The sequence below is a fragment of the Alteromonas sp. KS69 genome (genome assembly GCF_003989595.1).
GTDB lineage: Bacteria > Pseudomonadota > Gammaproteobacteria > Enterobacterales > Alteromonadaceae > Alteromonas > Alteromonas naphthalenivorans.
In genome coordinates, this window is record NZ_PYHU01000003.1 from 41,300 (window position 1) to 55,575 (window position 14,276).

Here is a 14,276-nt window from a genome sequence, read left to right on the forward strand (position 1 = left end):
AATTTTTTAAAGGTTGAGAGTGTAAATGCTATTTTTAGCTGAATACTTGATAAATTGGGCCTGTGCATTCTATTTGTATGCTTTGTTCACCGCTAAAGTCTCGTTTTGTTAATTTAATGTTTTATCTTTCTGCATGTTTTAGCTTTCACGAAGTAAGTTAGGATAACCGTTAAGTAAGCCGATTTTTGCGATGAGTAGAAGCACTCAATTTTGGCTTACAACCTAAATATTGATGAATATCAGTCATATTTAATTAAGACGTCATATTATTAAAATCATAAAACGCGCTATTTTTATTAGCCACACTAAAAAGCAGTAGCCTGTTTTCTCCATATTATTGATTTCATGAAGTATCTGAAATTAGCCAAATAAAGTATCTACCCTTACGTCATCAGACTAGTCTACTTGCTGAACAACTCACTATTTCATTATTTATGCTTCGCATTTCGATGGCCTTATATGCATTCGGCCATAGTGATGGCGGCAAACGGCAGTTGCAGCAATTAATTGAGCTGCAGGAATAAAGGCAACAGGAGAGCAGATGTCTCAGTCTAATGAATTTTCAGGTAAAACCGCGGTTATTTCTGGCGCAGCGGGTGGAATTGGCTTAGCCCTAAGTGAAGCATTAGCGGCGCAGGGAATGAATATTGTTATGGCCGATATAGATGCCGCAGCGCTTGCACAGTCTAGCGAAGACTTGCGCTCAAAAGGCTACAAGGTAATCACGTGTTCACTTGATGTCACCGATTATGCCCAATGGGAAGGTGTTGTAGCTGAAGCCAAAGAGGCATTTGGCAAAATCCATATGGTCATCAATAACGCAGGTGTGGGTGGTTCTCCTGGAAAAATTGAAGACTCTGAAGCTGAAACTTGGCGCTGGGTAATGGACGTGAATGTGATGGGCGTTTTGTATGGTGCTCAAGCTTGTGTTCCTGCCATTAAAGAACATGGTGAAGGGGGCTGGGTGTTAAACGTGGCATCGATGGCTGGCTTGATGGGTATGCCATACGCGGGCGCATACTGTGCCTCTAAGGCAGCAGTAGTATCTATGACTGAAAGCTGGATGCCAGAGCTAGAGCCATTTAATATCCACACGTCGGTGTTATGCCCTGCATTTGTAAAAACCCGTATTCATGAGTCTTATCGCAACAGACAAGAAAAATATGCGGTAGCCACAGAAAAGCGTATCGATAAAGAAAAACTAAAAGCAGGGGCCAAAGCGGCCACGATGGCGGTGGAGTCTGGTATTCCTGTATCTATGTTGGCAGAACGTGTGTTAGAAGCATTACGTTCAAAGCAAACTTATATTTATACCCACCCTAACTATCGCAAAGTAACTCGCGGCCGTGCTAAAGCTATCGACAACGGGTTTGTCGACGCTGAAAACAGTTCTGTAGTAGGGCATTTAATTAACGATGACATCGTCACTTTTTAATAAGATACATTTGCTTATTTTGAGCTACTTATTGTGAGCTGCTTATCAAGTGCTGCGCTTTTTATAAGCGCCGTACTTCTTAACCGTTATTTTAGCGGTTAAAAAAGCATAGCTATTACCCCTAAAACCAGACATACAAATCAAACATGCCAGCCATAATTTGGGGGGAGTATAAAAATTTTCCCTTACAATGCCTATCCACTGACGACCATTTTTTAACCTCTATATTCAGTGGTTGGTCGTGTGTTTATTGAAACTTTATAGGTTTGTTAGTAACTCTATATAGTGTTAATACCTATAATTCTAAATTCAAATAAACACTCTGTGGATAATAATAATGAAAAAGCTTCTTAAAGCTGCAGTAGCTGTATCTCTTGCACTCTCAAGCTCGACTGTTTTTGCAGAAAAACCTAACGACGACAAACCTATTTTTAGCAGTTCAACTTTTAAAGCCATGGAGCTGAGAAATATTGGCCCTGCTTATATGTCTGGCCGAATAGCAGATATTGCTATCGATCAAAATAACCCTTCAACATGGTATACCGCGGTAGGTTCTGGTGGCGTGTGGAAAACCACAAACGCAGGTAATACGTGGACGCCTATTTTCGATAAACAAGCGGTTTACTCTATTGGCGATGTGACTATTGCACCTAGTAACTCAAACATTATTTGGGTAGGTACTGGTGAGAACAACGGCGGGCGTCATATTAGCTTTGGTGACGGCGTATATAAGTCTGTAGATGGCGGTCAAACATGGAATAATGTGGGGCTAGAGAAGTCTGAACATATCTCTGACATTATTATTCACCCTACCAACCCTGATATTGTGTGGGTGTCTGCTCAAGGGCCGCTATGGTCTGGTGGCGGTGAACGCGGTCTTTACAAAACCACTGACGGTGGCGACACATGGAAGCAAGTACTCACGCCTGCTGACAAATGGACGGGCGTAACCTCCTTACTTATCGATCCGCGTAACCCAGATAAACTTTATGCAGCCACATGGGCTCGCCAACGTTCTATTGCCGTATATGTAGGGACTAACGAAGGGGCAGGCATTCATACGTCTGACGATGGCGGTGAAACCTGGACCGAACTTAAAACCGGTTTGCCAGAAGGTAACATGGGTAAAATAGGCATGGCGATATCACCTATGAACCCAGACGTGCTTTACGCCACTATCGAAACTGACAATCGCAAAGGCGGTTTCTATCGTTCAGCCGACCAAGGCGCAAGTTGGACCAAGGTCTCTGATGAAATAGGTGCAGGTACAGGCCCTCACTATTACCAAGAAATCTTTGCTGATCAACACCAGTTTGACCGTGTTTATATTGCCAGTAACTACAGCAAAGTGTCGGACGATGGCGGCAAAACATGGACGCCAATCAATACTAAGCGCAAGCACGTAGATGACCATGCTATGGCATTCCACCCGACTGATCCTGATTTTGTATTGATGGGATCAGATGGCGGCATTTATATGTCTCATGACAGAATGGCGAATTGGCGTTTTATGGCGAACTTGCCGTTAACGCAGTTTTATAAAGTGGCGCCGGATGATTCAAAACCCTTCTACATGATTTATGCGGGCGCACAAGATAACTCTACCCAAGGTGGGCCATCGCGCACAATGCGCGAAGAAGGTATTAAGAACAAAGATTGGTTCTTAACCCTAGGCGGCGATGGGCATCAGCCAGCGGTTGAGCCGGGCAACCCAGATATTATGTATTCTCAGTGGCAACAGGGTAACCTTACCCGCGTAGACATGACCACCAAAGAAGGGGTTTATGTTAAGCCGCAGCCATTACCGGGCGACCCTGCTGAGCGCTATAATTGGGATGCACCTATTAATGTGTCTAGCCACGACCCTGCTCGTATTTATTTTGCATCACAGCGCGTATGGCGTTCTGATAACCGTGGCGATAGCTGGACAGCCGTTTCTGGCGACCTTACCAAAAACGGAAACCGTATGCATATGCCTATGATGGGCAGAACGTGGTCGGTAGAAGCGGGCTGGGATTTGTACGCCATGACAGAATTCCACACCATTGCTAACTTCTCTGAAAGCCCAGTAGATGAAAACATTCTGTGGGCTGGTACCGACGATGGCATCATTCAAGTCACTACCAACGGCGGTGAGTCGTGGAAAAAGATTGAATTAGACGCTATTAAAGGTATTCCTGCTACCGCTTATGTAAATGATATCCGTGCTGATTTATACGATCCGAATACCGTATATGTTGCTCTAGACAACCATAAATATGGCGACTTCAAACCCTATTTGATCAAGTCGACGAACCTAGGTAAAAAGTGGACGTCACTTGCTGACGACCTACCTGCAAAACACCTTGTTTGGCGTATTGTGCAGGATCATGTGAACAAAGATTTGATGTTCATTGGTACTGAGTTTGGTGTTTTCTTTACGGTGAATGGCGGTAAAAAGTGGGTTGAACTTGATGGCGGTATACCAACCATTTCTACTCGCGATGTGAAAATTCAGCGCAGAGAAAACGACTTGGTGGCCGGTACATTTGGCCGTGGTATTTATATTCTAGATGATTACGCACCACTTCGCGCATTAACTGAAAAATCGATGCAACAAGACGCGCTTTTATTTGCGCCCAGCCGCCCAGTTAAATGGTTTAAGTTAGACACTAGGCACTCTGACTCGGACGGTGATGATCGCTTTGTAGCTGAAAACCCAGCACATGGCGCTACGTTAACCTATTTCTTAAAAGACAGTTTGTTAACCGCGAAGGGTAAGCGTCAAGAAGCTGAGAAAAAGCTACTTGAAGATGACAAATATCCTAAATACCCAAGTTGGGAAGCGATAGAAGCTGAACTTCAAGAGCCAGAACCTGCTGTTTATGTCGAGATTCGTGACAATGCGGGCGACGTAATAAATCGCGTATCGGGCAGCACCAAGAAAGGGCTTCACCGCATTACGTGGGATATGAAGTATTCGAATACTACGCCGCTTACTAAGAAAGACAGCAAAAATAACGGCTTAATGGCATTGCCGGGAACCTATAGTGCGACGTTATTTAAGCGTGAAGGTGCAACAGTTACTCAATTAGCTGAGCCTGTTCAGTTTACGTTGGAATCTATCTATGAAGGTGCGCTTGAAGGGGCATCTGCTGAAGAAATTACAACTTATGGGAACGCCTTAACTAAAGCGCAGAAACGTGCAATGTCTTCAACCACTGTGCTTAAACAGGTAAAAGACACTATGGCGTTGCTTCGTGTGGCAATTGACCGCACACCAAGTAATGTAACCCAATTTGAAGCACAATTTGCGAGTATTCAAAGTGAAATAAACGATATTAATAAAGCGTTTACTGGCTTAGAGTCGCGCAATCGCAAAGGGATTAAACCGGCTAATATTATGAGCCGTTTGCGCTATGCACGTTCGGCATTAAATTCATCTTATGGGCCGACTCAACAGCATAAAGACCAACTTGGTTACGCTGAAGATGAATTAAGCCAAGTAATTGCGCGTATTAAAACGTTGCATGAAACCACGCTGCCTGCGCTTCAGCAAGCGGTGGTGAATGAAGGTGGTCCGTGGACCGCTGGCATTCCGGTTATTGCAAACTAACGGGCGTTAGTGCAAACAGATGCGGCAGCGTTACGCTGCCGCGTTTTTTATTTTCACCCTTCTTTTTTAGCTTTACTACCGTAGCAAGACCCAATGAAAAGCCTGTCGTATTCTTTCTGTTTTTTATCTTCCGCTAAGTTTTCGCGTTTTGGATTAGCCCCTTTTAGACTATTGTTAACCGTTTCTTTTTTAGCCGTCCCCGTTTTTTGTGCCAGTGCTACTGATGCTCAAGGCGCTGATAGTGAAGGTGTTGATGCTGAAGGGGCTAACAATGCAAGCTCCAACGATATTAGCGCTAAGGAAGTCGAGCGGTACACTGTCACCGCAGAGCGCGCCTATTACAATCAAACCTTAAACAGCATCTTCCCCCAATATACTTACGATAAATCGAATCTTGTGGGTAGCCCCCACATTAATGACATTTTGCTCCAATCGCCTTCAGTTAACTTAAATGGGCAAGGTGGGCAAATTCAAAATATCAATATTAGGGGCTTTTCTCGCTGGCGAATACAAACCTTGCTTGATGGCGTACCTATTGTGAGTGATCGCCGCGCAGGGGCGAGTGTTGGGTTTGTTCCTCCCTCATTTATTCAAGGTGTTGCCGTCATTCCTGGCGCTGCCTCTACCTATTTAGGTTCGGGCGCTATAGGTGGCGCTGTGGATTTGTTACTACCGTACAACACTAAATCTAACCTTCAAATAGGGTGGAGCAGTAACCAGCAGGCACAAGACTACAGTTATGCCGATTATGCAGGCAATACCGACTGGAACCTGTCGTATCGTAAAGGCAATAACGGCTCTGACGCACAAGGCAATACCCTGTTCGATAAGTTTGAACAAACCGCCTTGTTTTTAAGGCATCGGCCGGATAATGGTGTGCTGAAAGAAGCCTGGACGTTGTATTCAGACAACCGTGATATCGGTAAATCCAGTAGCGACTTTCCAGAAGATAGAGTAACAACCTACCCAGAAAATACGCACTGGCTAGGCAAAATGACGTTTGCATTCTCTAATATATTTAGCAGCCTTTGGTGGCACCAATCCACATTGGACACCCACATTTTAAGACCCGAGGATCGGATAAACGAAAGTGAAAGCGAGGCGTTAGACTTCGGATTTGATGTTGGCAGTAACGCACGTATCAATAACTGGCAGGTAAACTGGCAAGTTCAGTTGTTGGGACGGGAGGGGGTAACTATTGATGAAAGGGAGCTTACCTTGGTTTCCTCTGCTAGTGGCTCGCTTGTAGGTGAATCTCTTTTAAATGAGACATTAAGCTCGACCGGCTCATCTTTTATCTCTGAATTAGCTTACGAGCTTCGTACATTGGATGCCAGTGAAACCACAATTGCCGGTATTGCTGATGCAACACGCTCTTTTGGTGATACCTCGCTAGCGTTTGGAGGTAGGTTAGATTGGCAGCAACAGTCTAACAATGCTGTCGATATTGAAAATGCTAACATCAGCGGTTTTATTGGCGCTAGCCATATACTTTCGCCGCAATGGACGGCTAGTGTTTACTTATCTAGCGCCTTTAGGAATCCGTCATTAACTGAACGCTATTTCTCCGGTGAAACCCCTCGGGGTACCGTGTTAGGTGATGTCGATTTAGACACAGAGCAGGCCACAAATATACAGGCTTCGTTATCGTATAACAGCAACGGCTTAACAGCTTCAGTTGAAGTGTTTCGGCAGAAAATCAACCACTATATTGAGCGTACTACGGTATCTGAAGATGTTCAGGTTTACAGTAATTTAGACAGTGCGACCATTCAAGGCATAAGCTATCAGCTAGATTGGCAACAGTCACAAGCTGCAAATAGATCGCAAAATAACACACCCGATCAAGGATATTGGTTCGCGCAGTTAAATGGCGCGTGGATTGAGGGCGAAGATAATATAGGTAGCGCTATTGCTGATATTCCGCCACATAGTCAGCGACTAACATTAGGGTATGAGCTAGAGGATGTACGGCTATTTTCAACGCTTGTTTATCGCGCCAGCAAGCGGGATATTGGCGATGGTGAAAAAGAACTCGATAATGTAACGACATTAGATATTGGCGCGGCTTGGCAATTCAACCAACGTACTTCACTGCAAGCTAGCTGGCGTAATCTTACTAATCAGCAATATTATGTAAGCGCCGACGACAAAGCGGCATTTGCGCAAGGTGAAAGTGTACAGCTAGCGTTAACCTTTTTGCTGTGAACGATAGTAACGTTTTCGATATTTACTCTTTAATGTAGTAAATAACATCACTAAGCCCGTCAGCCATAAAATGAATAGCAAAATGGCGGCGGGCAAGAATAGCCATAACTTTGCGCCTTCAAAAAACCAGCTGCCATCGTGAATAGCTTCAATGGTATCGGTACGCCGATAAGCAACCTGCAGCACTTCGCCATTGGTTGCATTCAACTGTACTTCCCAATGATTCTTTCCGCGTACTTTTATAATGCCTTTGTCGGGCCTAACGTCTAAACGGTCGATGTCGCTCCAACTGTTTAATTCGGCTTCAGGGACGAGCTGAATTGCCTCAATAATACTATCGAAACTAATAGATGGGGCGTTACCAGCGGCTTTTTGGGTAGGCGGTTGTAGCCAGTCGAACTCTTTTTTTACCTGCAACAAAAGACCACTGCCAATCACAACAACGACAGGAATAAAAATGGCCAAAGAGAGCCACAAGTGAAAATTGCGGCTTGTTTTACGCAGGTTAATCGACATGCACTTACTACCTAAAAATGGACACTCACTATACTGCATCTAATTTAGCGAGTAAAAAATGTGAGCCCATACTAAGATTTCAAGCGACGAATAAATGGGTTAAAACCGCTTGGTAATCACCGTAATATTGATAGTCTTATAGAAAGTAGAATAACCACTGAGCAAACTCATGAAATACAGGCTTCTTGTATCACTATTTACCTTGCTGTCGTCTACCTTGCTGCCAACTGCCCTAAACGCCGAAGCACTTGAATCCCCAGAACCGCTTGAAATACATAAAGGGCTTCAAACAATAAAAGTAGCCACGTTTAATGTGAGCATGGAGTCGACTAACTACAAAGCGCTTGGGTTAGCGCCTAGTGCGAAGGTTTTACAGAAGGTGCTATCTAATGGTGAGAATTCGCAAGTTAAGAATATTGCTGAAATAATTCAACGTGTTAACCCCGACATTCTGTTACTCAATGAGTTTGATTATATCGCCGACCAGTCGGTAGGTATTGATTACTTTATAAAGCATTACCTGAATGTATCTCAGGGGGGGCAAAAAGCGGTGGATTATGGCTATGTTTATACAAATACCGTCAACACTGGTGAGCCGACCAATTTTGATTTAGACAATAATGGCAAAAAAGAACAATTCGGCGGTGATGCTTATGGATACGGCTTATACCCAGGCCAATATGGCATGGTGGTATTGTCTAAGTACCCGATTGAACAGGCGAATGCGCGCACTTTTCAAACCTTCAAATGGCAAGATATGCCTAATGCACAACAGCCGATTTTACCTGCTGCCAGTACTGATGAAAAGGGAACGCCTTGGTATTCAAAAGAAGAGTGGCAAGCCTTTCGCCTAAGTTCTAAATCTCACTGGGATATTCCGGTAAATGTGAACGGAAAAATAGTGCACATATTGGCTATGCACCCCACACCGCCAAATTTCGACGGCGCTGAAGACAGAAATGGTACGCGCAATCACGATGAAATTCGTCTAATGGCAGATTACTTAACACCTGAACGTGGTGGCTATATTTATGACGATGCTGGCGAGCAGGTTAGCTTAAAAGAGAACGACCGGTTCGTATTAGTTGGCGATTTTAATGCCGCTGATATTGGCGATAAACACAGACCTGATGTGATAGAGCAATTAACCGAAAGCCCGTTGGTGAACAATCGCCTTATTCCAACAAGTGCTGGTGGCGCAGCAGCCTCAAGCGAAGCCTTCAGTAGCCGTTTCACTGCCTATTGGGGGGCAAGAGCCGATTATGTACTGCCTTCACAGTATGGCTTTGACGTAAAAGACGCTGGCGTATTTTGGCCTACCAAAGACAGTGACTTGTATAGGTTAGTTAATGACAGACAAGCAAGTTCTGACCACAGAATGGTTTGGGTCACGCTTTTAGTAAAATGAATCTGCTGAAGTTTGGTTTTATAAGTTCCTGTATATATATGATTTAACTAATCTTTTTAACGTTACGGTTCAAGAATATTTCACCAAAAATTCATAAATGTTCAGCCCTTACTTCATAGGTTTTCTCTATTGTTTTCACGAACAATAGGTTAAATCTATAACACAAAAGGAAAAGGCTTTATGAAGATACAGTGGCGAACGCTAATCTTTTTTACCCCGCTTTTGTTACTCACCGGGTGTAATGACGATGAAACCGTTGAAGTAGAGGTTCCCGTAGAGGTACCAGTAGTAGTTAATCCTGAACATGAAATGCTCACAGACCCATTTTTGCAACTCCCTACACCGAGCACTGTGAACGTTGTGTGGTTTACGAATTTTAAGGCAGTGAGCACGAATTGTCCTTTGGAAGTTCATCAACCTCGGAAATTACTACGACCAAATTAAACCGAATGATGGAAGATACTTCTTCTTCATTGGGAGACATTAATTATGATGCTTTAACCTACCGTGATGTTTATCGTCATGAGGCAACAGCAACAGGTCTTGTTCAAGGTGAAAGAGTAGATTATTTCGTTACCAGTACCGATGAAGACGGATTTGAATTTAAGAGTAATAGCTTCACGCTAGCACCTGCACCATCAGAAGGTCAGGCGTTGAAAATATTGTTAACCTCGGATCTTCAGTCTAAGAAAAACGTGGTAGCAAATTATCAAAAAGTGGTTGAAACCGTGGGCGTACCAGATGCCGTATTGTTTGCAGGAGATTTCGTAAACGTCCCTGACCGAGCATCAGAATGGTTCGACCAAGTAAAAGAAGACTCTCCCGCTTTTTTCCCCGCATTGCAAGGCCACTATCAGGCTTATGTACCAGGTTTTCCCTATAATGGAGGCGAAATTCTTCAGCATGCTCCGTTATTTGGTACTATCGGAAATCACGAAGTCATGGGACGTTATACCCCTGAAAAAGAGGGATATTCTTTAAACGGAAGCTTCAACGATCCTCAGCCTGCTTGGTATGCTGAAGTAGCTTATGATCAAGTAGCTGAAACGGTTAATCCTGACGGCGATGAAAGTATAAAAGCGCAGTGGATAGCGGATAATTCACATAATCAGCAGAGCTTTCTAGACATTTTTAGTTTTCCGGATGATGGGCCATCAGGAGAAGATTATTATGCTGCTTCGTTTGGTGATGTATTCATTATCTCTATGAATGTCTCTCGAATATGGCGCTCTTGGAGCGTTTCAGGTACCAGTAAAACAAAGTTTGTTGAAAGTATAGATACCCTTGACTCGCCTTCTGAATGGGGATTTGGAGAGTTTCTTTTCGAGCGATTCGATGCTCAATCAGATCAATACGCATGGCTGCAGGGCGTAATGGAAACCGATGCTTTTAAAGAGGCTAAATACAAAGTGGTTATGGCACATCAAGGCGTCTTTGGATTAGGTGATAATACGGTTCCCGTTTTAGCACAGCCTGTAATGCAAGTTGTTACAACTGATGAGAATCAGAACGAAACTATCACCGAATATACTTTTCCAATCGCCCCTGAAACGTGGACATCCGAAGTCGCTCCTTTGCTTGGAACAGCGGAAGAAATACGCTATCAATACCCACTGGCGCAAGATGTTTGGCTAAATGATATTGAACCCTTATTGATTGAAAATGATGTTGATTTGGTCCACATAGGGCACTCACATCTATGGAACAGAGCAGAGGTTGAAGGCTTAAATTACCTTGAAAGCTCGAATGTGGGCAATAGTTATGGCGCGTATTACATAGATTCAACCGGATCTTATACGGCAGATGTAAGGGCGAGTTATTCAGACTTTTGGGAAGATGTAAATTCTGCGGCACCTCGCTGGGATATTGAAAATTATCCTCCGAACGGTGATCCCCAGGATAGAGTGATGAGCTTTCCAACCTTATTCAGCCCGATGAGCATGGAAAATGAAAGTTATCCAAATTTGCCGTTTGTAACCAGTAATAACCTTTCGGTATTTTCAGTGTTGGATACGCAGTCTGGCAGCGTGAAAAGTTATGTTTTCGATCCTTCGGACTTAAACTCTGAAGTAATACTATTCGATGAATTTTTATTAGATTAGCCTTCAGTGCTTTTACTCCAAGACGGGCTTCAATAATGAAAAATACTCCCATTGAGGTGCTTTAGAACGCTTGGGTAGCTGGGACACTCACAAATTAATTTATTGATAATGTGGGTGTCCTATTTTAAGAAGCTATTGAATAGCATCGACTTGCCAATTTTAAATATCTACCATCAACGTTAAAAAAATTTAATGAACTGCTAATCTGTTCTGCTCTGTTGTCCGTTTATAACCTCATACACCTTCGCTTATGTCACTTGATGTAGGCCTTGTTTAAGAGGAGATGCAGGTTTTTATGGACGATCCTACGCTAATTATCCTAATGTATTTCATCATTCCCATCTGGTTTGTGGCGGGCATAGTCGACTGGTTTTGCCACAGGCGAAGTAATATTTCTGGTACGAGCGGCGCAAAAGAATCTCTTATCCATTTACTTATGTTCGCTGAAGTGGGCATTCCACTTTTCATGGTGCTGATATTCGAAGTAAACAGCCTAATTATCGCTATCAGTATCTTGCTCTTTTTTGTGCATGAAGCAACGGCAATGTGGGATGTATCTTATGCTGTAACTAAGCGCCGTGTAGGCCCAATTGAGCAGCATGTTCATAGTTTTTTAGAAATGATCCCGCTGCTAGCCTTAGTGTTAGTAGTGGGTCGTCATTGGCCGCATTTTATTGCGCTGTTTGGTTTCGGCGACATTCCTGCTGACTTCGCGCTACAACTTAAAGAAGACCCTTTACCCACATGGTATTTAGTTACCGTACTATTGATAGCACTAGCCTTAGAATTTGTACCCTACTTGGAGGAATTAATGCGTGGCTTGAAAGATAAAAATCAAAACAAGGAGGGCGAGACCACTGGCTCTCGTACCAGAAACGTCACCCCCATTTCAGATGAGGAAGCTGAAGCAGCTAGCCCCTATGCTACGTCAGTGGCTGGGGAAGAAGACCCAGGTGTGGCATTAGAAGAACTGGTAGAGAGTAGTAAGGTGGTTACTCCCATTTCCAAGAAGCGATAGAACGGCAACGGGGTATCAATGGGTTCGTTTTACCAACCTCAATTAGCGCATATTTAAGGGAGCTTTTTAAGCTCCCTGCTTTAAGCTTATTTTTCGGTCTGCTTTTTCCTCATTTCAGCTTGCGCTTCCTGCCAGGCTTTATAATCCTCGAATCGCTGTTCGTAGCGAAGCACCTTACTATTAGGATCGGCAACCACCACATCGTATTCGGTTACCATTAAACTGGTTTGGTTTTGCATATCAAGCGTAGTTACTTTACCGTTTACGCTAACCTCTAGGGGCATAGGGAAGGGCAAGTCACCTTCTGTTTTCCACGTAAAGGTGACTTCATTTTCTGTACGGGCTACATCTAATATAGGTAAGGCCGCGCTGAATATATACACGTCAAAAAACCAATCTAAATTGTGCTCGCTGTTTTTATTGACGATATCGATAAAGTCTTGAGTATTGGCGAAAATAGGTTCGAAATTGCCTGGTTGTGGGTCAACACGGCCATACACAAGTTCGGTTACAGAACGGAAAAAGGGTTCATCACCCATTAGCCCTCTAAGTGTATGAATAACCCATGAACCTTTGGCATAAATATCACCTGCTGGGCCTTTTTCATACACATCTTCTTCAGACATCAATTCGTTGCTAACGATAGGGTGAGCATTAGCCAACCCTTTTCGCTGTGCGTTAAGCTTCACAAAATAGGCTTCATTGCCGTGTAAGTATTGTGCATATAACGGTTGCATGTAGGTGCCAAACCCTTCGTGTAACCACATGTGATCCCAGTTGTCGTTGGTTAGCTGATTACCAAACCATTCATGGGCAAACTCGTGCTGCATTAACCAATCATATCCAGCGTCATCTTTTCTATATTCATTGCCATAGGCGTTAATGGTTTGGTGTTCCATACCCAGGTGAGGTGTTTGTACTATGCCCACTTTCTCGTTGGCAAACGGGTAGGGGCCAATCATCCGCTCGAAAAAGGTTATCATTTCAGGAAGTTCGGCAAATAATGCCTCGGCTTTTTCTTCGTTTTCTGGAAGATGGTAGTAGGTTAACGGGTAGGTGTTACCGTATATGCTGGTAAAACTTTTGGTCAGCTTTTCATAAGGCGCTATGTTTAAGGCAATGCCATAAGTATTGTGCATCGACTTGGTTTGCCAATGAAAAGTGCGGTCATTACCTTTTTCTTCAGTAGCAACCAATACGCCGTTACTGGCGGCCACAAGCGGCTTAGGTACGGTAATGAAAAGCTCGGTGTTAGCAGGTTCACCATAAGGTTGATCAATACACGGCCAGAAAATGTCGCACCCTTCACCTTGCACTGCTGTTGCCAACCATGGATGTCCATCCGGTGTTTCTTCCCACATCACTCCGCCATCCCAAGGGGCTCTGATTGGCGTGCGTGGATGTCCGGAATAGACAATGCGGAGCGTTACAGGAAAAGACACACTGCTATTTGGCGAAACAATAAGCTCGCCTTCAAGGTTACTAAATTGCTGTGCAGGTAGCTCGGTACCATTGAGCCAAACGCTTTCAATGGTAAAACGTGTGTCTAAATCCACAGAGATTTCTTGTTGTGGTAAAGGCGCTTGCAGCGTAAGTGTGGTATCGCCAAACACTATCTCTTTGTCGAAATCGAAGGAAAAGGCAAGCTTTGCATGACTAATGGATAAATGCTTTTGTCTTTCAGAAATCTCTCCGCCAGACTTTAACGTGTATGGTGTTGATAGCTCGGCAGCTGGTGCTTGATTGACTGAAGAAGTGTGTTGAGTGGCACACCCAACTACAAATGTTGAGGCACACGCTAAGGCAAGCGTTTTTAATTTCATGTGTTTTCCGTTTTTATTATTACATTCTAAGGAACTTATAAATCAATGGGTTATGATTTGCAAAAGTCTCTTCATAGTGCAATGGCTAAACGGTTAACGTGAGCATTCGTGCGGTGAAAAGCTATAAGGGTATGCTTACCCGAATAGCATATTTGCTACTCGGGTGAGCAG

At 43.7% G+C, this 14,276-nt stretch carries 8 protein-coding genes; 6 read left to right on the top strand and 2 right to left on the bottom strand.

Annotated elements, in window-relative coordinates; genetic code table 11:
• Positions 1–541 precede the first annotated feature (541 nt).
• From C7Y69_RS01650 to C7Y69_RS01660, 3 genes are all read left to right on the top strand, one after another.
• Positions 542–1,435 (top strand): SDR family NAD(P)-dependent oxidoreductase, encoded by an 894-nt coding sequence (locus C7Y69_RS01650; RefSeq protein WP_013783080.1) that lies wholly within the window; start codon positions 542–544, stop codon positions 1,433–1,435.
• Positions 1,436–1,772: 337 nt separating this feature from the next.
• Positions 1,773–5,030, top strand: coding sequence for a WD40/YVTN/BNR-like repeat-containing protein (locus C7Y69_RS01655; RefSeq protein WP_013783081.1), 3,258 nt, complete (start codon positions 1,773–1,775; stop codon positions 5,028–5,030).
• A gap of 93 nt (positions 5,031–5,123) precedes the next feature.
• Positions 5,124–7,238, top strand: a complete 2,115-nt coding sequence (locus tag C7Y69_RS01660; RefSeq protein ID WP_126871584.1) for a TonB-dependent receptor plug domain-containing protein — start codon at positions 5,124–5,126, stop codon at positions 7,236–7,238.
• Here the strand turns inward: C7Y69_RS01660 and C7Y69_RS01665 are convergent.
• Positions 7,221–7,754 (bottom strand): PepSY-associated TM helix domain-containing protein, encoded by a 534-nt coding sequence (locus C7Y69_RS01665; RefSeq protein ID WP_013783083.1) that lies wholly within the window; start codon positions 7,752–7,754, stop codon positions 7,221–7,223. The two genes, C7Y69_RS01660 and C7Y69_RS01665, sit on opposite strands and share 18 nt — an antisense overlap.
• 169 nt (positions 7,755–7,923) lie before the next feature.
• Between C7Y69_RS01665 and C7Y69_RS01670 the strand changes: the two genes are divergently transcribed.
• The 3 genes from C7Y69_RS01670 to C7Y69_RS01680 all read left to right on the top strand — a co-directional run bounded on the left by C7Y69_RS01670 (position 7,924) and on the right by C7Y69_RS01680 (position 12,282).
• A complete protein-coding gene (locus C7Y69_RS01670; RefSeq protein ID WP_013783084.1) occupies positions 7,924–9,162 on the top strand; it encodes an endonuclease/exonuclease/phosphatase family protein in 1,239 nt (412 codons plus the stop codon).
• 395 nt (positions 9,163–9,557) lie between these two features.
• Positions 9,558–11,264: a metallophosphoesterase gene (locus C7Y69_RS01675; RefSeq protein ID WP_244361088.1), complete on the top strand. Its 1,707-nt coding sequence runs from the start codon at positions 9,558–9,560 to the stop codon at positions 11,262–11,264.
• Between the two features lie 295 nt (positions 11,265–11,559).
• On the top strand, positions 11,560–12,282 hold the full coding sequence (locus tag C7Y69_RS01680; protein WP_013783086.1) for a hypothetical protein: 723 nt from the start codon (positions 11,560–11,562) through the stop codon (positions 12,280–12,282).
• Positions 12,283–12,368: 86 nt separating this feature from the next.
• On the opposite strand, the gene C7Y69_RS01685 is transcribed toward C7Y69_RS01680, so the two are convergent.
• Positions 12,369–14,105: a M1 family metallopeptidase gene (locus tag C7Y69_RS01685; protein ID WP_013783087.1), complete on the bottom strand. Its 1,737-nt coding sequence runs from the start codon at positions 14,103–14,105 to the stop codon at positions 12,369–12,371.
• Positions 14,106–14,276: the final 171 nt, after the last annotated feature.